The 21452-nt window shown below is 40.4% G+C and carries 15 protein-coding genes and 2 pseudogenes; 7 read left to right on the top strand and 10 right to left on the bottom strand.

Features of this window, described 5'->3' with window-relative positions; translation table 11 throughout:
- Positions 1-91: 91 nt before the first annotated feature.
- Positions 92-2314: an NADP-dependent isocitrate dehydrogenase gene (locus J8Z28_RS10270; RefSeq protein WP_055020829.1), complete on the bottom strand. Its 2223-nt coding sequence runs from the start codon at positions 2312-2314 to the stop codon at positions 92-94.
- Positions 2315-2746: 432 nt separating this feature from the next.
- On the bottom strand, positions 2747-2962 hold the full coding sequence (gene cspD, locus J8Z28_RS10265) for a cold shock domain-containing protein CspD (protein ID WP_036968098.1): 216 nt from the start codon (positions 2960-2962) through the stop codon (positions 2747-2749).
- Between the two features lie 209 nt (positions 2963-3171).
- Between cspD and clpS the strand changes: the two genes are divergently transcribed.
- A complete protein-coding gene (clpS, locus tag J8Z28_RS10260) occupies positions 3172-3480 on the top strand; it encodes an ATP-dependent Clp protease adapter ClpS (RefSeq protein WP_161804337.1) in 309 nt (102 codons plus the stop codon).
- A gap of 71 nt (positions 3481-3551) precedes the next feature.
- A complete protein-coding gene (gene clpA / locus J8Z28_RS10255; RefSeq protein ID WP_054561665.1) occupies positions 3552-5816 on the top strand; it encodes an ATP-dependent Clp protease ATP-binding subunit ClpA in 2265 nt (754 codons plus the stop codon).
- A gap of 174 nt (positions 5817-5990) precedes the next feature.
- On the opposite strand, the gene infA is transcribed toward clpA, so the two are convergent.
- The 6 genes and pseudogenes from infA to trxB all read right to left on the bottom strand — a co-directional run bounded on the left by infA (position 5991) and on the right by trxB (position 9997).
- The gene (gene infA, locus J8Z28_RS10250; RefSeq protein WP_002962494.1) at positions 5991-6209 is read right to left on the bottom strand and encodes a translation initiation factor IF-1; all 219 of its coding nucleotides are present in this window, start codon (positions 6207-6209) and stop codon (positions 5991-5993) included.
- A gap of 90 nt (positions 6210-6299) precedes the next feature.
- Positions 6300-6806 (bottom strand): annotated as a pseudogene (locus tag J8Z28_RS10245) (GNAT family N-acetyltransferase); the annotation flags it as partial.
- A 17-nt stretch (positions 6807-6823) separates the two neighbouring features.
- A complete protein-coding gene (locus J8Z28_RS10240; RefSeq protein WP_250659367.1) occupies positions 6824-7921 on the bottom strand; it encodes an ISAs1 family transposase in 1098 nt (365 codons plus the stop codon).
- A 90-nt stretch (positions 7922-8011) separates the two neighbouring features.
- Positions 8012-8233 (bottom strand): annotated as a pseudogene (locus J8Z28_RS10235) (arginyltransferase); the annotation flags it as partial.
- A complete protein-coding gene (gene aat, locus J8Z28_RS10230; RefSeq protein WP_054561663.1) occupies positions 8226-8942 on the bottom strand; it encodes a leucyl/phenylalanyl-tRNA--protein transferase in 717 nt (238 codons plus the stop codon). The gene aat and the pseudogene J8Z28_RS10235, both read right to left, overlap by 8 nt.
- 104 nt (positions 8943-9046) lie before the next feature.
- Positions 9047-9997 carry a thioredoxin-disulfide reductase gene (gene trxB / locus J8Z28_RS10225; protein WP_054551466.1) on the bottom strand — a complete coding sequence of 317 codons (951 nt, stop codon included), beginning with the start codon at positions 9995-9997 and terminating at the stop codon, positions 9047-9049.
- 288 nt (positions 9998-10285) lie between these two features.
- Between trxB and pssA the strand changes: the two genes are divergently transcribed.
- The gene (pssA, locus tag J8Z28_RS10220; protein ID WP_054561662.1) at positions 10286-11611 is read left to right on the top strand and encodes a CDP-diacylglycerol--serine O-phosphatidyltransferase; all 1326 of its coding nucleotides are present in this window, start codon (positions 10286-10288) and stop codon (positions 11609-11611) included.
- A gap of 59 nt (positions 11612-11670) precedes the next feature.
- On the opposite strand, the gene J8Z28_RS10215 is transcribed toward pssA, so the two are convergent.
- Positions 11671-12414, bottom strand: a complete 744-nt coding sequence (locus J8Z28_RS10215; RefSeq protein WP_054562005.1) for a YciK family oxidoreductase — start codon at positions 12412-12414, stop codon at positions 11671-11673.
- Between the two features lie 228 nt (positions 12415-12642).
- On the opposite strand from J8Z28_RS10215, the gene J8Z28_RS10210 reads away from it, so the two are divergent.
- Positions 12643-15075 (top strand): VolA/Pla-1 family phospholipase, encoded by a 2433-nt coding sequence (locus J8Z28_RS10210; protein WP_054561661.1) that lies wholly within the window; start codon positions 12643-12645, stop codon positions 15073-15075.
- Between the two features lie 115 nt (positions 15076-15190).
- Entirely contained in the window at positions 15191-16207 is a 1017-nt protein-coding gene (gene sohB, locus J8Z28_RS10205; protein ID WP_054561660.1) for a protease SohB, read from the top strand.
- Between the two features lie 64 nt (positions 16208-16271).
- Here the strand turns inward: sohB and J8Z28_RS10200 are convergent, their stop codons facing one another.
- Complete coding sequence (locus tag J8Z28_RS10200; protein WP_054561659.1) at positions 16272-17603, bottom strand: dicarboxylate/amino acid:cation symporter; 1332 nt, start codon at positions 17601-17603, stop codon at positions 16272-16274.
- Between the two features lie 192 nt (positions 17604-17795).
- Here J8Z28_RS10200 and J8Z28_RS10195 point away from each other — a divergent pair, with 192 nt between their 5' ends.
- Together J8Z28_RS10195 and J8Z28_RS10190 are read left to right on the top strand one after the other, a co-directional pair.
- Positions 17796-20078, top strand: coding sequence for a hypothetical protein (locus J8Z28_RS10195; protein WP_250659366.1), 2283 nt, complete (start codon positions 17796-17798; stop codon positions 20076-20078).
- 108 nt (positions 20079-20186) lie between these two features.
- Positions 20187-21221 carry a hypothetical protein gene (locus J8Z28_RS10190; protein ID WP_250659365.1) on the top strand — a complete coding sequence of 345 codons (1035 nt, stop codon included), beginning with the start codon at positions 20187-20189 and terminating at the stop codon, positions 21219-21221.
- Positions 21222-21452 lie beyond the last annotated feature (231 nt).

The raw sequence follows: 21452 nt of genomic DNA, 5'->3' as shown, positions 1-21452 counted from the left end.
TTTAAGTCGCTAAAATAAAAAAGAGTTACCTCTTCGGTGTTAAAAACACTGAGGTAACTCTCTTATAGCTAATTAATTATGTTTAAATGAATTAAACCAGTTTAGCTAGGATGTCATTAAATGTTGAGCTTGGACGCATTGCTTTGAATGCTAACTCATCATTTGGTTGGAAGTAACCGCCAACACTCATTACTGGACCTTGTGCATCGTTTAATTCAGTAACGATTTGGTCTTTTTGAGACTCAAGATCAGCAGCGATTTGTGTGAACTGTGCTTTTAATTCCGCATCATCATTTTGTGCAGCAAGTTCTTGTGCCCAGAATAAAGAAAGGAAGAAGTGCGAACCACGGTTATCAATCTCTTTCACTTTACGTGAAGGTGATTTGTTTTCAGCTAGGAAAGTACCAGTTGCTTTATCAAGCGTATCAGCAAGAACTTGTGCTTTCTTATTACCAGTATTAACTGCTAAGTGCTCTAAAGAAGCTGCAAGCGCTAAGAACTCACCTAATGAATCCCAACGTAAGTGGTTTTCTTTTTCGAACTGTTGAACGTGCTTAGGTGCTGAACCACCTGCACCTGTTTCGAATAAGCCACCACCATTCATAAGTGGTACGATTGAAAGCATTTTAGCACTTGTACCAAGCTCAAGAATTGGGAATAAGTCAGTTAGGTAGTCACGTAATACGTTACCAGTTACTGAAATAGTGTCTTTACCTTCTTTGATGCGCTCTAATGAGAACTTAGTCGCTTCAATTGGTGCTAAGATGTGGATCTCAAGACCATCAGTATCATGTTGTGGTAAATACGCGTTTACTTTTTTGATTAGCTCAGCATCGTGTGCACGGTTTTCGTCTAACCAGAAAACTGCAGGCGTGTTAGTTGCGCGAGCACGGTTAACAGCAAGTTTAACCCAATCTTGGATTGGTGCGTCTTTTACCTGACACATACGCCAGATATCACCTTGCTCAACAGCATGCTCAAGTAAAGTTGTACCAGCTGTGTCAACTACACGGATTGTACCAGCAGCAGCTACTTCAAACGTTTTGTCGTGTGAACCGTACTCTTCAGCTTTTTGAGCCATAAGACCAACGTTAGGTACGCTACCCATAGTTGTTGGATCGAATGCACCATTCTCTTTACAGAAATCGATAGTTGCTTGGTAAACACCTGAGTAACAACGATCTGGAATTACAAAGCTAGTGTCTTGTAATTTACCTTCGCTATTCCACATTTGACCGCTAGAACGGATTGCAGCAGGCATTGATGCATCGATGATCACATCACTTGGTACGTGAAGGTTAGTGATACCACGGTCAGAATCAACCATTGCAATAGCAGGGTTGTTGTCGTATACCGCTTGGATATCAGCTTCGATTTCAGCTTTCTTAGCTGCATCTAGGCTTTCGATTTTTGAGAATACATCACCAAAGCCGTTGTTTACGTCAACATCTAGTTCTTTGAAAAGATCAGCGTGTTTTGTGAATACGTCTTTGAAGAACACTTTTACAGCGTGACCGAAGATGATTGGGTCAGACACTTTCATCATAGTTGCTTTCATGTGTAATGAGAACAACACGCCTTTGTCTTTTGCTGCTTGAATTTCTTTTGCAAGGAAAGCTTGAAGCTTAGCAGCACTCATGCGAGACGCGTCAATTACTTCACCCGCTAGTAATGGTGTACTTGCTTTAAGAACTGTAATGTCACCATTTTCAGCAACATGCTCGATACGTACGTCAGTTGCTTCTGGAATAGTCACTGATTGCTCAGAACCGAAGAAGTCACCTTCTTCCATGCTAGCAACGTAAGACTGAGAATCTTTGCTCCATGCACCCATTGAGTGTGGATTATTGCGAGCGTACTCTTTTACTGAACCTGGAGCACGACGGTCTGAGTTACCTTCACGAAGTACCGGGTTTACAGCAGAACCTTTGATTTTGTCGTAAGTTGCTTTAACTTTCTTTTCTTCATCAGTTTTTGGCTCTGAAGGGTAGTCAGGTAATGCGTAACCTTTTTCTTGTAACTCTTTGATTACTGCACGTAGCTGAGGGATAGAAGCACTGATATTAGGTAACTTGATAATGTTAGCTTCAGGTGTTTTAGCCATTTCACCTAACTCTGCAAGTGCATCATCAATACGTTGATCTTCAGTTAAGTACTCAGGGAAGTTTGCAATCACACGACCCGCTAATGAAATATCACGAGTTTCAACTTCAACACCCGCAGCGTTTGTATACGCTTGGATGATTGGTAACAATGAATACGTCGCAAGAGCCGGCGCTTCATCTGTTTTAGTATAGATAATTTTTGATGTCATCATCATTCCTAGATAGTTGGCGTAATGTTTGGTAATGACTGCTAGCAGTAACCCTTAATTAGCCATATTCAACAATGCAATAGATAGCCTTGAATTACCAAGCTTAAGTGCCTTGATAAAACAACAGCAAGCAGTCTGTTAGCTGTTGCAACTCAATACATAGTATTAAAATAACCACAGCTGACAGACTGTAAAATTCTTATAGCTCAAATAAGCAAATTATGAAATTAGCCAAAAGCCTTACGTCAAAATGACGAAAAAGCTAAATTTAAGCAACAAGAGTGTAACAAGCTTGGCTCTAAAGGGCTAATAACAATTAAACAATTGGGGTAAAGAAATGGAATTTCAAGGGAAGTGAAAGATATATTTAAATGAGAAGAGTAAGCGAGGATCTTAACAAGGTCGCTCGCTTGATACTCGAATAGGTTTTACCTAAGAGATTTCATCGTTAGGCGCAATATTCGTTGCGTGTAACCCTTTTGGACCTTGTTGCAATTCGAATGTTACATCTTGACCAGCTTTAAGTGTTTTATAACCGTCCATTACAATCGTTGAGTAATGAGCGAATATATCAGTCTCGCTGCCGTCTTCTACGATGAAGCCAAAACCTTTGGCATTGTTGAACCATTTGACTTTTCCACAAGCCATACTTCTACATCCTTCTATAAGTTGACTAATTTAGTTATTCTAAACCGTGTAATTTGCTAGACTGACTAATGATTAATCAATCTATATTTGACTGTAGTTTATTTAGCCAGTCAGTCAAGTGTTTTAGACTATTTTTTAACAATTTATTTATTTTTTTATTCAAGTTTGCTTGAGTTCTAAAGACAAGACTATATTTAATTATGAGTGGCATGAAAGATTCTGGTGTTATTGAAACAGTTCGCGATAGTGAAAAGCAAAAATTGCAACCACCGCGAAAATATAAAGTCATTTTAAATAATGATGATTACACGCCTATGGACTTTGTGATAGAAGTACTAATGACGTTTTTTAATATGGATAGCGATAGAGCAACAGATGTGATGCTTCAAGTTCATCATAACGGTAAAGCAATTTGCGGTGTTTACAGCGCCGATGTAGCTCATACCAAAGCTGAACAAGTTAATCGTTACGCACGAGACAACGAGCATCCACTGCTATGTAGTTGTGAGCAGGAATAAATACCAAGGTAGGGTGAACCAATTAGCCCGTCACAACGGTATATAAATATTATCTCAGTAAGGGGTTGCCAATGCTAAACAAAGACTTAGAACTAACCTTGAATGCGGCGTTTCGCGAAGCGAGAACACGCCGTCATGAATTTATGACCGTCGAGCATCTTTTACTTGCACTGCTCGATAACCCTTCTGCTGGAGAAGCGCTTAACGCCTGCGGCGTTGATATGGGCGCATTAAAAGTCGAATTATCAGATTTTATTGATGAAACAACGCCGGTTATTCCTGATCTTGAAGAAGACAGAGAAACACAACCGACGTTAGGTTTTCAGCGTGTATTACAGCGCGCTGTATTTCACGTGCAATCATCAGGCAAAAACGAAGTAACTGGCGTTAATGTGCTAGTGGCAATTTTTTCTGAGCAAGAAAGCCAAGCTGTTTATCTACTTAAAAAATCAGATGTTAATCGTTTAGATATTGTTAACTTCATTTCGCATGGCATTTCCAAAACAGATGACGACATTGGCGGTGAAGACCACGATGACATTCATGAAGAAGTGCAAGAAGTGCAAGGCGAGGAGCCGACTAAGCTTGAAAACTTTACGACTAATCTAAATCAGCAAGCAATTGATGGCAATATAGACCCATTAGTGGGTCGCGACAACGAAGTTGAACGCACTGTACAAGTGTTATGTCGTCGTAAGAAAAATAACCCGCTCTTGGTTGGTGAAGCTGGTGTGGGTAAAACAGCCATTGCTGAAGGCCTAGCTTATCGTATTGTAAATAAAGAAGTACCTGAAGTGATTGCCGATGCAGTTGTTTACTCACTCGATATGGGCGCATTATTAGCGGGTACCAAATACCGTGGTGATTTTGAAAAACGTTTTAAATCGCTGCTTAAAGAGTTACAAGCTAAACCAGGTTCAATTTTATTTATTGATGAAATTCATACCATCATTGGTGCCGGCGCAGCATCGGGTGGTGTAATGGATGCATCGAACCTAATTAAACCGCTACTTTCGAGTGGTAAGTTGCGCTGCATGGGCTCAACTACTTATAACGAGTTCAAGAATATCTTTGAAAAAGACCGTGCGCTAGTGCGTCGTTTCCAAAAAATTGATGTGCTTGAACCAAGTGTGGCTGATACCACGAAAATTCTTAACGGTTTAAAAGAGCGTTACGAAGAGCACCATGGTATTCGTTATACTCAAAAAGCATTGAAAGCAGCAGCAGAACTTAGTGCTAAATACATTAATGAACGTCACTTACCTGACAAGGCTATTGATGTTATTGATGAAGCAGGTGCTAATCAGCGTTTACAGCCCGTTTCTAAGCGTAAGAAAACAATCGGTGTGGCTGATATCGAGCTCATTGTATCTAAAATGGCGCGTATTCCTCAGCAAAGCGTTTCTTCTAGCGATAAAGAGACACTTAAGAACCTTGACCGTAACCTGAAAATGCTGGTGTTTGGTCAAGACCAATCAATCGATGCATTGACTTCAGCAATTCGTTTATCGCGCTCAGGCCTTGCTAACGAAGATAAACCGGTGGGTTCGTTCTTATTTGCAGGCCCAACAGGGGTTGGTAAAACAGAAGTCACTAAGCAGCTTGCTAAATGTATGGGTGTTGAGTTTATTCGCTTTGATATGTCTGAATACGTTGAACGTCATGCGGTCAGCCGTCTAATTGGTGCACCTCCTGGCTATGTAGGTTTTGAGCAAGGTGGTTTATTAACTGAAGCGGTAATTAAAAACCCGCATGCAGTTGTGCTACTGGACGAAATTGAAAAAGCACATTCAGATATTTACAACATTCTACTGCAAGTAATGGATCACGGTACCCTTACTGATAACAACGGTCGTAAAGCCGATTTCAGAAATGTAGTATTGGTGATGACGACGAATGCGGGTGTTCAAGAGACTGTACGTAAGTCGATTGGCTTTACCGAACAAGACCATTCTCATGATGCAATGAGTGAAATCAACAAAGTGTTTTCACCTGAGTTTAGAAACCGCTTAGATAATATCATTTGGTTTAATCACCTTGAGAAAGAGATTATCTTGCAAGTGGTTGATAAGTTCATTGTTGAGTTACAAGCACAACTTGATAAGAAGTCGGTTAACCTTGAACTTACATCCAAAGCAAGAGAGTGGTTGGCAGATAAAGGCTACGATAAAGCGATGGGTGCACGCCCGATGGCTCGTGTTATCCAAGATGAGCTTAAAAAGCCGCTTGCAAATGCAATCTTGTTTGGTGAGCTAGCCGATGGTGGTTCAGTTAAGGTATCGGTTAAAGATAAGAAAATTCACTTTGACTTTGAAACTAGCTTAGAAACAGCTTAAGTTGTTTTTAGCTGAAAACAAAAAGCCCAGCAATTGCTGGGCTTTTTGTTTATTAAATGGAATTAAAACTAAGTTAGTTTTAACACCATTTAACAAACGCTTTTAGCTCTTTGTAATAAACACACCTGCTCATTCAAAGCAGCAAAAAGCTAAATCTCTCGTTAACGCACTAACTTAGCGAGCACGGAATACGATGCGACCTTTCGATAAATCGTAAGGAGTCATTTCTACGGTTACTTTGTCGCCAGTTAAGATGCGGATGTAGTTTTTGCGCATTTTACCAGAGATATGAGCCACAACAACGTGACCATTTTCTAGCTCAACTCGGAACATTGTATTTGGTAAAGTATCAAGGACCGTACCTTGCATTTCGATTACGTCTTCTTTCGCCATGTTTAGCGTAACACCTCTTTAATAGTTAAACGCTGCAGATTTTGCCGAAAATACAGCAATAAGTAAAGCTACAGGGCTCAATTTTGTAAATTAAATCGCCAACCACTCGTCGCCAATGTGCTTTTGTGCAGGCAAAAATTGGGTTTTATATTTCATTTTAGTGCATTCGTCGATTTGGTAACCTAAATAGACAAATTGTTTTGCTTGTTGTTTTGCAAATTTAATTTGTTCCATGATCATGATGCTACCAATACTGTATTGCTCATAATCAGGGTCAAAAAAGGTATAAATCGCTGATAGGGCATTGGTCATGCAATCGGTTACCGCGACAGCAACTAATTTATCGCCATCTCTTAACTCTAAGAACGTAACGGGTAGCCACTGGCAAAACAAAAAGCTTTCGTACTGACTTTGATCAGGCGGAAACATTGAACCATCTTGATGCCTTTGCGTGATGTATTTGCAATATAACGGGTAATATTCTGCGCGTTCGTATTCACTATAACTGACTGTGAAAACCTTATTTGCTTTATTTAATTTGCGCTTTTGCGATTTTGAAGGGGTAAATTGTTGGGCCAAAACGCCAGGGTGAGAGCATACTTTGTTAACAAGTATTAACCAAAGATAAGCTCAGCCCTGAATTCATCGTCAAAACTAGCCCTAACACACTTACTGCGTATCGAGTCTTTACGGCCTTTGTGCTGTTTTACCAAGTTGCGAACAAACCGTCTGAACAGCGCCATATTCTCCGCCGAAATCGGCTCGCTTATCTGGCAAGCGTCTTCCTTAAAGACGACATCCAACACCCAGTGCTGCTGATTTTCTATGTGCCAATGATGGCGGATTGCTTTCTGCAACATCTGTGCATCTGGCTCGACAGAAGTAACATAAAAGTGCGTGTCTATTTTTATTATTGAGTCTGACTTATTGTGCCTTTCGACTGCGACCAACGAAGTAAGCCCTGGCCATTTTTCTTTTATCTCTTTAGGCAGTTTGTCTGCTTTTAGAGCGTAAGTGATCCGTGTTTCCTGACGTCCATGCCCATTGCTGGTTTGTACGTCCTCAGGCAAATCTCCCTCTTCTTCAAAAGCTTTTTCAAAACATGAAGCGACTGCTTTATAAAGCGTTTTCTGATTTGCTTTGACCTGAACCAAATAGTCCGCATCTCTTGAAGTCAGTGCTGAGAGTGTCGCTTTCTGACAATGTAGTGCATCTAGTGTGATGATAGAGTCTGAAATATCGAGCACGTCTAATAAGGCCCTAACTGCTGGGATCTCGTTAGATTTACTTTCTACGGTACGCTGATACAAAGTTAAACCAGATTCACAATCAAAAGCGGACACCAAGTGTAAGTTATCCTCACGCTTTTTACTGGCACCACGCAGAGTTTTCCCATCAAATGCAATAATTGGCTTGTCAGATTGAGTTCGTTGCTCGTTAACCCAACTAAGCAGGGCCAAAATCAGAGAGTCAGTTTCCACTGTTTTAAGAATACGAGCAATACTATGTCGCGTTGGAATACCATGTTTAAATGCTCTGAACTGTCGGAGCCAAGACAGCTTGCTGTGTCCAAACACTTCGATATCTTTCCAGCCTTCACAACCAGATAAAACCGCCGAAATGATAAGAAATAAGACATCAGTAAGGTCATGATGTTGATTGATGAAAGAACGCTTATCTTCCACAAGTTCAAGGTGGCTAAATAACGACATAATTAACGAGTAGATAGTGACAATGTGGGCGTTATTAGATCAGAAAAGAGGCGGATGTTAAAGCCTTTTTACAAAGTGCGATCCCGCCGTGGCCAAAACGCGCACTGAATTACAGGCATTACAAATAGGGCAATGTGGACGATAGATTTGGTCGCCACTGCGTCTAAAACCCAATGCTAATAACTGTTCAAATTTATCAGGGCAATAACAACTTGGATCAAGTATAACAAGTAGTTGCTCCTGACGGTCGGGTAAATAACTGCAATCAAATTGCTGGCTTAAACCAAGCCTAGCGGGTAAGTGCTCAGTCATAAATATTAATCAACTCTTGTGGTTGCCACATATCTTTTTTAGGCACATAACTGTGCGCTAATTTAAGTCTAGTTAAAAATTCTCTACGTGGGATAACTTTTGCACCTAAAGTGATTAAATAAGGGTTTTCTAGTTGGCAATCAATAAAATGGGCTTGGTGCTTCTTAAGCCAATTAACTAATGCCCACATCGCCAGCTTTGAGCCATTACTGACTTGATGAAACATTGATTCACCACAAAATATGCCATTTTGCATAATGCCATAGAGACCAGCTACGAGTTCATCTTGGTGCCATATTTCAAGGCTGTGCGCTAGACCCTGGTGGTGCGCTTCAATGTAGGCATGCATCATTTGCTCAGTGATCCATGTACCTTCTGCATCGATACGTTGCTCACGACAGGCATTGATAACGTGGGAAAATGCATGATTTATGGTGACACGCACAGGAAAACGCTTTAAATGCTTTTTTAAGCTGCGACTAACATGAAATTCATTTAGCTCAATAACACCACGCATGCTAGGTGACCACCACATAATGGGCTCATAGTCACTAAACCAAGGAAAAATACCTGTGTTGTAGGCATTTTTAATGCGCTCAACTGATAAATCCCCGCCAATTGCCAACAGGCCATCGGGCTCATCAAGGGCGAGTTCTGGGTCTGGAAAATCAACAGTCTCGGGCGAGAGTTGGTACAGTTGCTTGATCATATCAGCGTATCGTTGTTATTTGCTCTGATTTTAACAAAAATTTAGCTATAAAAAAGGGGCTGTTTACAACAGCCCCTAGTATTTAGTGCTTTAGATCAACTATTTTATAGGTTATCTAAGAAGCGTTCTGCATCAAGTGCAGCCATACAACCCGTACCTGCTGATGTGATTGCTTGACGATAAATGTGATCAGACACGTCACCTGCAGCAAATACACCTGGTACGCTTGTTTGTGTTGCGTTACCGTTTAAACCAGACTGAACGACTAAATAGCCGTCTTTCATTTCTAGCTGACCTTCAAACATGTCAGTGTTTGGCTTATGGCCAATTGCAATGAATACACCGGCAAGATCTAAGTTTTCTGTTTCTTCAGAATCAGTTGCTTTAATACGGATGCCAGTTACGCCCATTTCATCACCAAGTACTTCATCCAAAGTGCGATTATAATGTAAAACAACGTTACCGTTTTCAGCTTTTTCTTTTAAACGATCAGCTAAGATTTTTTCACTACGGAAGCTGTCACGACGATGTATAACGTGAACTTCATCAGCGATATTTGATAAGTAAAGTGCTTCTTCAACAGCAGTGTTACCACCGCCTACAACCGCTACTTTTTGACCACGGTAGAAGAAACCATCACAGGTTGCACAAGCAGAAACACCACGACCTTGGAAGTTAGTCTCTGATTCTAAACCTAAGTATTTAGCCGACGCGCCTGTTGCGATAATTAATGCATCACACGTATAAGTGCCTGAGTCACCTGTTAAAGTGAAAGGGCGCTTTGAAACATCAACTTTATTAATATGATCAAAAACAATTTCAGTCTCGAAACGTTCAGCGTGTTCTTTCATACGGTCCATTAATGCTGGGCCTGTTAAACCGTGTGCATCGCCAGGCCAGTTTTCAACTTCAGTGGTTGTCGTTAATTGACCACCTTGCTGAATACCAGTGATAAGAACAGGGTTAAGGTTGGCACGTGCTGCGTATACCGCTGCCGTGTAGCCTGCTGGGCCAGAACCTAAGATTAATAGTTTACAGTGTTTTGCGTCACTCATGGTTTTTCCTAAAAACGTTTCAATACGATGTCTATGCGCCCGATTCTAAGAAAAACAAGGCGGATGTAAACAAAAGCCCTGATTATTTTTTTAGTCAAATCGCTAAGCTGTCAAATAATCCTTACTTATTATAATTTAAATAACTCTTTTTGCTCATAAAACAGGCTAATTACAAATTGTTCTGTGATCAAAGTACGGTAATTCATGACCAAGCAATATTTTTTTGGTATGTTTTAGCTAATTTTGATACTAGCTCTTGGTATGAGCTAACTAAACGAACAGGCAATTATGGTATTTTGGCAGGAAAAGCCCGCTTTTGGGCTGACTACAGAAGACGTACAAGTCTTAACCAATGCAAAAGAGTATCGCACTGAACTATTGCGTTTAATTGGTGCAGCGAAAAAAAGAATTTATATTACTGCTTTATATTTGCAAGACGATGAAGCTGGGCGAGAAATATTAACAGCGTTACATGAGGCATCACTTGCTAACCCTGAGTTAGAAGTAAAAGTGCTCGTTGATTTTCACCGTGCTCAACGTGGTTTAATTGGTGCGGCTAAGTCTGATGGCAATGCCAGCATGTATTGTGATTTTCAAGAGCAGTATCAATCAAATGTTAAAGTTCATGGTGTTCCAGTAAAAGCCAAAGAGCTTTTCGGAGTCCTGCATTTAAAAGGCTTTGTGATTGACGACACATTATTATACAGCGGCGCAAGCTTAAATAATGTGTATCTGCAGCAAGACGAACGTTACCGTTTAGACCGCTACTTTTTAGTTCGCCAAGCTGGTTTGTGTAATTCGGTCATCGAATTTATAGAAACACATCTTTTAAGCTCAGCAGCAGTGCCACGTATTGATATGCGTCCACTGGTAAAGTTTAATGATATTAAAGTCGCGCAAAAACAATTGATGCGTGAACTTAAATCGGCAAGTTACGAAAGTGCTGCAGAAGCCAGTGCCGGTGAGTTGGGTGTGCGTTTATTTTTAGGTTTAGGACGCAGAAGTAATAAGCTGAATCGTTTAATTAAGTCGTTATTCGATACCACAGAGCAAGAACTCGTTCTTTATACCCCTTACTTTAACTTTCCGGCACCATTAATGCGTTCATTACGCCGTTTATTGAAGCAAGGCAAGCAAGTAACTATTGTGGTAGGGGATAAAACCGCAAACGATTTTTACCTGCCGCCAAGTGAGCCGTTTAGTAAAATTGGTGCATTACCTTATTTATATGAAACCATTTTGTATAAGTTTTTAAAGTCACAAAAACGCCACATCAGTAATGGTAATTTGAATGTTTACCTTTGGAAACATGAAAGTAATTCTTTTCACTTAAAAGGGATTTGCTCAGATAAGCGCTTACATTTATTAAGTGGGCATAATTTAAATCCGCGCGCATGGGGCTTAGATATCGAAAACGGTATTTTAATTGACGACCCTAAGCAGCATATTCTTGAGCAAATAGAAAATGAAAAACAAGCTATTTTGCAGCATTGTCGTCGTTTAACAGGTCCACAGGATTTAGAGACGATGGATGACTATCCTGCACCGGTTAAAAAGCTATTGGGGCAGGCTAAACGTGTAAAAGTTGATTTTATTATCAAACGTTTTATTTAATCGAAAATTAAAAAAGCAGCGAAAGCTGCTTTTTTGTATCTAGGTATTAGCAATCTGCTTTATTTTTGCTGAGCATCTAAAGACTGGCCGTTCACCTCTTTAGAGTCGTCGCTCATCAAGTATAAATAAGTTGGCATTAAATCTTCTGGTGTTGCTAACTTATCTCTATCTTCACCAGGGTATGCTGATGCACGCATCGATGTGCGGGTAGCACCTGGGTTAATACAGTTTACGCGAATATTGGTTTTACCCACTTCACAAGCCCAAGTTTGCATCATACCTTCAACAGCAAATTTTGAGATTGCATACGCCCCCCAGTGTTCACGGCCTTGGCGACCAACACCTGACGAAGTAAAAATAACAGATGCGCTATCAGATTTGCGAAGCAGTGGGAACATGAATTTAGTGATCATAGCTTGTGCAGTTACATTCACTTTCATGATGTTTTCAAAGGTAGAAACACAGAAATGTTCAAGTGGGCCCAATGAACCTAAAATACCAGCGTTATTGAGTAAACCATCTAACTTACCGAACTGCATTTCGATGGTTGCAGCTAAGTCACGGTAGTTTTGTTTTGTGGCACCTTTTAGGTCCATTGGCACAATAGCCGGTTGTGGATAGCCTGCATTTACGATTTCATCATAAACACATTCAAGTTTATTGGTTGTTTTTCCAAGTAAAATAACAGTGGCACCATGCTTAGCATAAGTTAATGCGGCAACACGACCAATGCCGTCACCAGCACCTGTTATTAAAATTACTTTGTCTTTTAGCGCATTCTCTGCGGCTTTATAAGTATGCATAAACGTACCATCGATTAGATTTTTCATCATTTTACCATAGCAAAAAGCCAAGTTATCGAATTTATTGCAAATTAAGGTGGCGAAAATTGAAACTTTACGTTAACTTTAACTGGTCTAATGTCTCATTAATAACCTAATTACATTAAATTAACTTAGAATGAAGGTAGTAGAATAACTACTTTTAACCCTGAACACACAATAACAATAAGATTTGCGCGGAGCGAAATTATGAAAAAACTGCTACTCTCACTAGCCATTGCGTCAGCCATTACTGGCTGTGGTGGAGGAGAAACATTAGAAGATGTAAAAAATGATAATCCTCCTGTTCTCCCAACCGCGACAGTAAAATTTGACCCAGCGAATAGTGTAATCTCAGTACCGAATGATTTACTGATGAGTGGTACCCTTGATGGTACTTTAAACATGCCGGGTGAATTAGACGACAACAATGTCAGTGTTGAACGTGCAGCTTATGCTGATCCTCAGCTTGCACTTGGTGCCCTTGATGGCTGGTCAACACAAACTCCGTTTAAAATCGATTTAACTTTTCCTGCGGGTATTTCTCTTGATATGACTTCTGCTGCTTCACCAGGAGCTGTGCGTATTTTTGAAGTTGTAATGGGTGCAAGCCAAACAGATGAAACTTGCTCGCAAGTGCCAGCGGGTATTGCTTGTAAATTAGTGTCTGAATTAACCTTTGGCGTTGACTTCATTACTCAAGGTTCTGGTGATGCGGTTGCTGTTATCCCACTTAAGCCATTTAAAGCGGGAAGCACTTACATTAATGTTCTGACAACATCATTAATGGACTCAGAAGGGCGTTCAATTGAGCCATCTTCAACTTATGCACTAGTGAGCGAAGAGACAACACTTATCACTGATTCGCAAAAGTCACTTCAAGCGGTTATCAATAGCTACGAAGATGCTGTGACATCGGGTGGTGCCATCACAAAAGATGAAATTATCTATTCTGCTGCGATGACAATGCAATCAGCAGGTCAAGTACTTGGTACAGTAAAACAGCTTCTTGCTGCAAGTTTAACGCAAGATGCACTACCTACGCCGATGGTGCAAATTCCTGAGCAACCTGTTATTACGGTTGAGCAAGTATTCGCATCACAAGGTATTACTGGTTTATCACCTGTTTTTGGCGGTGTGCAATATCAAAAAGGTAGCGTGATGTTACCTATGTATTTAGCCACGCCTACAGGCACAACGGTCGATGACTTATCAGCGACTTATTGGCAAGGTTTATGTGATAGTGGTGTTGCTGTGTTAGGTTATGCGGCAGCAGCCGGTGACTCATTCCCAACAGACCCAATTAGCGAAACTGATGGCCTTTGTATGGCGTTAAGTGAAGGCAAGTTACGTGATTTAGGCTTAGACCAAACTAAACACTTAACTAAGTACAACACAATTCCAAAAACTCAAAGCATTGCTAATGTGCCAGTGCAAATTACTAAACCAATTTTACCTGTGATCAATGCTATTAGAGCAAATATTGGCTTAGATGCATTGAGCATGCCTGAGACAGGCTGGCCTGTTGTTATCCTTCAGCACGGTATTACTTCTAAAAAAGAAGATATGCTAGCTATTACCGCACAGCTAACAATGCAAGGCTTTGCAACAGCCGCAATCGATCACCCTATGCATGGTGAGCGTGGTGTAGATGTAGACGGCGACGGTACTGATGACTTTAATGCCTCTACAGGTTCTGTATTGAGCTATATGAACTTACAGTCATTATTAGTAGCGCGTGATAGCTTACGCCAATCAGTTGCTGATTTACTTGGCTTACGCTTAGGTCTTAACTTTACAGGTGCTGCTGATTTAAATGCGCAAGATGTATCATTCTTAGGCCATTCATTAGGCTCGGTAGTTGCTCCAGCATTTGTTGCTGTGACTAATGCACCGCTAGCTGACCAAGTTGATCCAATGTTCAACGTTAAAAGCGTAGCACTTGCCAGTGGTGGCGGTGGTATCGCCAGCTTCTTAATTGAGTCAAATACATTTGGCCCATTTGTACAAGGCTCTGTATTACTTGCAGCAGGCACAGCTGAATCAGCGGAGTTTGGTGCTTATACTCAAAATGAAGCGCTATCGAACTGTGGTTCACTTGCGTCTAACCAAACGGCTTTCGTTACATGTGCTTATAAAGAGTACGTAAGTTCGTTAACAATGGCAGGCGAAACAGCAAAATTAGCTAACATTCAAAGTGTGATCACTCAGTTTGCCTTTGCTGCGCAAACAGCACTTGATAGCGGCGACCCATCTAACTACGCAGCATCTGTTGCAGCACTTGGCACGCCAGTATACATGAGCGTAGTAGTAGGTGATGGTGAAAATAATAATGCTGATATGGTTATTCCACCTATGGTAGCGAGTAACCCAATTGCTGGTAGTTTACCTCTTGCTAACTTAATGGGTTTATCAACGGTAGCTGAAACACAAGGTCCAACAGCTGATGCAATGAGTTATGTGGTTAAATTCACTAAAGGCCATCACAGTTCAGTGTTAACACCTGCTGCAACGGCAGATTCAGGTGCAACTGCTGAAGAAAGTGCGGCGGCAACTGCAGAAATGCAATTGCAAATCGCGACTTTCCTAGCTAGCCGTGGTCAGTATCTTCAGGTTACTAATACAGAAGTCGTTACTGAATAATCGAAACCTTACTAATTAAGTAATAACCAATTAAGTAAAAAGCCACATCATGTGGCTTTTTTTTACTTTAAAGCGTGGTAAATTGTGCCGATGCAATAATAAATGGAGAGTTTGATTGGAATTTTTATATGAATACGGGTTATTTTTTGCAAAGACCCTGACATTTGTCATCGCAATTGCTGTGATTGTTGCCATTATCATGGGCGCTACAGTGAAACCCAAAGCGAAGAAAGGGGAGATAACGATTGATGATTTGAGTGAGCAACTTGATGATCTAAAACAAAGCTTTATCGAAAATACTCTTTCAAAAAAAGAGCTCAAGGCTCACCAAAAACAGCAAAAAGCTGAGACTAAAAAACAGCAAAACGACGAGCCTAAATCACGTTTATATGTAATTGACTTTAATGGCAGTGTTGATGCCCACGAAGTAGAAAGCCTACGAGAAGAAATTACCGCTATTTTAACCATTGCCGACAAAGAAAAAGATCGCGTGCTGGTACGCCTTGAAAGTGGTGGTGGTGTGGTACACGGCTATGGCCTTGCTGCCTCTCAACTACAACGCTTACGTAATGCTGGAATTCATTTAACTGTTGCTATTGATAAAGTAGCAGCAAGTGGTGGCTATATGATGGCCTGTGTGGCCAATGAGATTATTGCAGCACCTTTTGCAATTGTTGGCTCGATTGGCGTTATTGCACAAATTCCTAACTTTAATAAAATCTTGAAAAAGAATGATGTTGATTTTGAGCAAATCACCGCAGGTGAGTACAAACGCACGTTAACTATTTTTGGTGAGAATACTGATAAAGGCCGTGAAAAATTCAAAGAAGAAATTGAACAGACTCACGGTTTATTTAAAACCTTTGTGAGTGAGCAGCGTCCATCTCTAGATATTGATACTGTTGCAACCGGTGAGCATTGGTTTGCTACCCAAGCGTTCGATAAAGGTTTAGTTGATAAGATTGACACAAGTGATGATATCTTATTGAGCCAAGCGAAAGAGCGTCAAATTTATAAAGTTAAATACCGTATAAAGAAGAATTTAAGCGATAAGCTAGCCGTTGGTTTAAGTTCTGGATTAAGTAAAGCGGGTGTTAGTTTAATGTCACGTTTTAAAGGCTTAAATCCATAATCAAGCACTATCAATAAAAAACCCGCTAACTTAGCGGGTTTTTTTATGGGCTGCAGATAAGTAATTACTTAATTGACTTATGATAGTCCTCTAAATCTTTAGCGGCATTTGGGTCGTTAAATACGTCCTCATCAAATTCACCTTCAGATTTTGCAACCACACAGGTAACCATACAGTCACCGGTTACGTTGACAGCGGTACGTGTCATATCGAGTAAACGGTCAACACCAATGATGATAGCAATACCTTCTACAGGTAATCCTACTTGGTTTAACACCATGGCTAACATAATAAGACCAACACCAGGTACACCCGCAGTACCTACAGAAGCAAGTGTTGCGGTTAAAATTACCATTAAGTAATCAGAAATTGTTAAATCAACTGAAAATACCTGTGCGATGAACACGGTCGCAACACCTTGCATAATTGCTGTGCCGTCCATGTTAATGGTTGCGCCTAAAGGCACAGTAAACGAAGCAACTGAGTTGTGCGCACCTAACTTCTTGCTCGCAGTTTCAAGGGTAATAGGCATAGTTGCACTTGAGCTAGATGTACTAAATGCAAATAGGCAAGCGTTTTTCATCTTCTTTAAAAACGTAATTGGGTTAAGGCCGGTAAATAACTTTAACAAGACACTGTAGTTAACTAAACCGTGGAACAGAAGTGCAAATACAACCACACCGAAGTATAAAGCAAGGCTCATAATTAGCTTTAAGTCGATGGTTGTAAAGAGTTTTGCCATCAAGAAGAACACGCCATAAGGTGCGATGTTCATAAGTAAGGTAACTAGCTTTAAAATAACAGTGTTTAAGTCTTCAAAAACATTTGCAACACGTTGGCCTGCTTTACCGCTAAGGGCCATAGCAACACCGAATAATAATGCAAAAACAATAACCTGTAGCATATTACCACTTGCCATAGCATCAATAGGGTTTGTTGGGAACATACCGATAATGACTTGCGCAAGGGTAGGTGCTTCTTTTGCACTGTAGTTAGCATCCGAAGGTAAATTGATTCCTTCACCTGGGTTAACTAATAAGGCTAAGGTAATAGCAACAGTAATCGCAATTGCGGTCGTTGCTAAATAAAGCAAAATTGACTTACCGCCTAAACGGCCTAATTTTTTAGGGTCGCTTAAGCTACAAGTACCACAGACTAATGATACAAAAACCAGTGGCACCACAAGCATCTTTAAGCTTGCAATGAAAATTTGACCACCAACATGGAAAATACCATCAACAAAAAATGATTTAATTGGTAAAGAGAATAACCCTAGTGGAATAAGGAAATCGTCTTCACCCGCTAAAATGGCTTGAAAGATAAAACCAACGATTACACCCAGTACCATACCTACCATGATACGAGATGTAAGGCTTAAAGATCGTACTTTTGACATACACCCAGTCTATTTTTTTATAAATTTTGCCATAGACTACCAGCATGAAGATTTTTATACAGAAAAATTCGATAAATAGTTAAATAATTTCGTTGCCTTTAAAGGAAAAAAATTATGATCTTCGTTTAATTTTTAGGTTAATATTAGGTAAACAATCAAATAAGTAAAAAATAGCTAACTAGGGAGAGGTCGATGCCTTTATTGCGATGGCTAAGTGTTTTAGTTTTCATCTCATTGTTAGCCGCCTGTGGCGGTGGAGGATCATTAGATAGTGATTCATCCGATGGAGATGATGACACAACCGTAGAAACAAACTATGTTGTGTCTGTTCAAGGCTACAACCAATCTACTACAGATGAAGCGAGTGCAGTTACAGCTGACACACCGTTAACCATCTCGGCAACATTGACTAATAATGACGAAGCCGTTGTAGGTGCAGTTATTAATTTCAGTCTAGATGGTGACATAGGTCTATTAGACCCAGTTTCTGGAACAGATTTAACTGATTCTGATGGTGTTGCATCAATTACGTTAACTGCGGGTGATACTGCGGGGGCAGGTATTGTTACTGCTACATATGTAATTGATAGTGAGACATATACTGATACGTTTGGTTTTACATCAGATGGCTCTGAAACAGATGACTCGAGTGTTAGCGGTAGTATTACGCTAAGCCTTAACATCGTAGATAGCTCAGGTCAGCCATTCTCTCTAGATAATCCAGTGAGTAAAGATAACAAAGGTACGGTTACTGCGACTTTACTTGATGAAGACACGCCACTCGATGGGCAACTTATTTCATTTACCACTAACTACACAGGTAAAATTACACCAGTACTAGGCACAGCCCTTACCGATGAAAATGGTGAGGCATTTGTAACGCTTAGCAGTGGTGACTCAAAAGGTGCAGGTCAAGTCGTTGCAACTTACACAGATGAAAGTGGTAACAGTATCACAAAAATCGCAGGCTTTATTTCAAATGGTGATGATGCCCCAGTTGAAAGTGCTGAAGCTGAGCTTGATGTTAAACTACTTCAAGGCTGTGCGACTGATTGGGATGCCAATCGCAGTACAACATCTCTTGAAACTACTTACTTAACGTCAGGGTGTACAGTTGTAAATCAATTCTCATCTGACGAACTTATCGATGTAATGGTTAAAGTGACAGATACAAGCTCGGGCGACGGTATCGACGGTATTATCGCTGAGCTTTCAACAGATCTTGGTGGTTTATTACCAGAATCTGGAAAAGCCCTGACTGACAACTTTGGCTTTGCCATTTTAAAATTACAGCCTGGCGCCAATAGTGGTGCGGGCGAGGTTACTGTGACTGCTAAGTCTGTGACTTCTTCAAAAGCATTTGAAATTGCGACAGCTGAATTAAGCGTTGAAATTTCAAATGGTTTATATAACAAGCTTGATGACTCAGGCAATGTTATTGATGACGAATTTGTGCCGCTTGCTGCAGGTGCGACTACTGTTATTACAGTAACAATTTATGATGCAGCTGGTGATTTATATGTTTCTCCTCTTGATGTTGAGTTCACTTCAGGGTGTGTTGAATCAGATTTATCTGTAATGGATGAAACCGCGACGAGTATTAGCGGCATTGCTACAGCAACATACAGAAGCAACGGCTGTAATACTTCACAGGGCGATACAGTAACAGCGACAGTACTAACTGGTGGAACACCAAAAGTGGTATCAGTGAATGTGCCTGTATCAGCAGCTGAAGTAAGCTCAATCGAATTTGTAGAAGCGACAGAAAATGTGCTTGCTCTAAAAGGAACGGGTGGTGTTTCACGCCAAGAAACAAGCCAACTTACTTTTAAACTTACCGATGCAATTGGTAACGTTGCGAAGCAAAAACGTTTAGATTTTCGTTTAACCTCTACCAATGGTGGAATTTCACTCTCTGAAGTTACAGATGCAAGTGGTTATTCTCATGCCAGCGTGTCAACTGACTCAGAAGGTTTAGCTCGAATTCAGATAAACTCTGGTTTTGTTCCACAAGCAGTGCGTGTACAAGCCTGTTATATTCCTGATGAGCAGATCCCTGCAAATCAAAATGATAATGTAACTTGTTGGAAAGAGCTTTATGACGAGTGCCTTAAAGATGAAGCAAACCGTGATAGCAATGTTTCATGTCCTTCTGGTGAGCTTTCGTTAGTTGCACTTGATGAGCAAGTAACAAGCGTATCAGATCTTGTTTCAATCAGCTCTGGCTTACCTGATGGGAACAGCTTTACGGCTGCGCCTGAAACAATCAATATTGAAGCGTTAAATTACCCTGGCGATACCACAGATATTTCGGTTTATGTTGCAGATCATTTTAACAACCCTGTACCCGATGGGACTTCAGTTTATATAACTACTGAAGGTGGCGCTGTAGGGACATTAGATGGTGAGGAGTTTAACCCTCAACTTGAATGTAACACGGTTGATGGTGCGTGCGTTGCACAGTGGCGCTCATAAAACCCGATTCCATTTAGTGAAGATAAATGGGGCAATAAAATCAATAGCACTAACCCAAAAACAAGTGCAATTAACTGCGACCTATATTTTGGTGTGGCAGCACCTTGTATGGCGGGTATTTTAAATGCTGCGTTTGATGATGATGGTGTACCTCTCGGTGGTCGCGCAACAGTACTTGTGACTGCAAAAGGTCAAGAGTCATTTATCGACATCAATGGTAATGGACGTTATGACAAAAATGAGTATTACAGTGGTTATGACTTACCTGAAGCGTCTGTTGATCATAATGAAAATGGCGTTTATGACGGTCTAGCTGCAATTTATGACCCAGTTACAGCAGCGGTCACCAAAGCTGCTGAAAACTGTCAAGAAGGTGATGCAAGCGACCCATGTAGTGCAACGAATACTAATGCAGGTCATACAGAAGAAAACTTCGATATTGACTTAAATGAGATGCATACACTTGCTGATGGTAAATACAATGGTCTTGAGTGCTCTGCAGCCGCGACAGATCCTGATGAAGACGCAACATTTGAGACTTTATGTACCAAAGAGCTTATTGATGTTCGTGACTCATTTGAGATTATTATGTCAGGAAGCTTTGCATACAGTCGTTTTGTAGTAACAAAAGATGAGCTACGTAACCGCTTTGCTGAAGCACTTGCTGAAACAACAGAAGACGATCCAACTGTATTTACAGATAATGCAATGCAACTTGCTGTGGATATTGAGAACTGTAGTACAATTTATCGACAAGCAGATACGCAGTCAGGTGCTATTATTGCTCGTTTAGAAGCCACAGCGAATACTGACTACTGTGATTTAGGCTCAATTAACATTACTACCGCTGATTCAGGTAACCAGTTGTCAGCGCTGAGTTTTGAGCTTTATTTCTCTGATATTTACAACAACCCAATGCCTTCAGGCACCGCGGTTGCAATTAGTGCAGATAATGGTGATTATAGTGGTACATCTGGTTTTGATATTGGTAATACAAGCCAAACAACAGCGACTGGGGTTGCCCTTACGATTAGCCGTGAAGCTGATCCAAATGATAAAACAGATGGTTTCTTAACTGTTGAATTCACAACAGGTAAAGACAATGTATCAACTGCTACAATAGCAATAAGTGACGATGGCTAATCAAGTAGATAATTGTTTAAATTTAAAAAAATGCCAACCAGAAGGTTGGCATTTTTGTTGCTGTTCTATATATTCCCCTTGAAATTACCGCAAAACACCACATTGACTAAATTAGCAACAAAAATTGTTTAATTATTCACTCAATGAAGAAAAGTTTCTATTAAAAGCTTGTAACAATTGGTGTTTGTAGATATACCTATAAATATTCGTGCTCCAATGTTAAAAAATCAT

The organism is Pseudoalteromonas sp. SCSIO 43088, from assembly GCF_023650795.1.
Lineage (GTDB): Bacteria > Pseudomonadota > Gammaproteobacteria > Enterobacterales > Alteromonadaceae > Pseudoalteromonas > Pseudoalteromonas shioyasakiensis.
The sequence above is the reverse complement of the archived record's forward strand: the minus strand, read 5'-3'. Positions and strand labels throughout refer to the sequence as shown.

What these genes read in the sequence shown, in the direction of transcription:
- J8Z28_RS10270 (WP_055020829.1), bottom strand. Translation starts at nt 2,314, where the DNA reads ATGACATCAAAAATTATCTATACTAAAACAGATGAAGCGCCGGCTCTT.
- cspD (WP_036968098.1), bottom strand. Translation starts at nt 2,962, where the DNA reads ATGGCTTGTGGAAAAGTCAAATGGTTCAACAATGCCAAAGGTTTTGGC.
- clpS (WP_161804337.1), top strand. Translation starts at nt 3,172, where the DNA reads ATGAAAGATTCTGGTGTTATTGAAACAGTTCGCGATAGTGAAAAGCAA.
- clpA (WP_054561665.1), top strand. Translation starts at nt 3,552, where the DNA reads ATGCTAAACAAAGACTTAGAACTAACCTTGAATGCGGCGTTTCGCGAA.
- infA (WP_002962494.1), bottom strand. Translation starts at nt 6,209, where the DNA reads ATGGCGAAAGAAGACGTAATCGAAATGCAAGGTACGGTCCTTGATACT.
- J8Z28_RS10240 (WP_250659367.1), bottom strand. Translation starts at nt 7,921, where the DNA reads ATGTCGTTATTTAGCCACCTTGAACTTGTGGAAGATAAGCGTTCTTTC.
- aat (WP_054561663.1), bottom strand. Translation starts at nt 8,942, where the DNA reads ATGATCAAGCAACTGTACCAACTCTCGCCCGAGACTGTTGATTTTCCA.
- trxB (WP_054551466.1), bottom strand. Translation starts at nt 9,997, where the DNA reads ATGAGTGACGCAAAACACTGTAAACTATTAATCTTAGGTTCTGGCCCA.
- pssA (WP_054561662.1), top strand. Translation starts at nt 10,286, where the DNA reads ATGGTATTTTGGCAGGAAAAGCCCGCTTTTGGGCTGACTACAGAAGAC.
- J8Z28_RS10215 (WP_054562005.1), bottom strand. Translation starts at nt 12,414, where the DNA reads ATGCATACTTATAAAGCCGCAGAGAATGCGCTAAAAGACAAAGTAATT.
- J8Z28_RS10210 (WP_054561661.1), top strand. Translation starts at nt 12,643, where the DNA reads ATGAAAAAACTGCTACTCTCACTAGCCATTGCGTCAGCCATTACTGGC.
- J8Z28_RS10200 (WP_054561659.1), bottom strand. Translation starts at nt 17,603, where the DNA reads ATGTCAAAAGTACGATCTTTAAGCCTTACATCTCGTATCATGGTAGGT.
- J8Z28_RS10195 (WP_250659366.1), top strand. Translation starts at nt 17,796, where the DNA reads ATGCCTTTATTGCGATGGCTAAGTGTTTTAGTTTTCATCTCATTGTTA.
- J8Z28_RS10190 (WP_250659365.1), top strand. Translation starts at nt 20,187, where the DNA reads ATGGCGGGTATTTTAAATGCTGCGTTTGATGATGATGGTGTACCTCTC.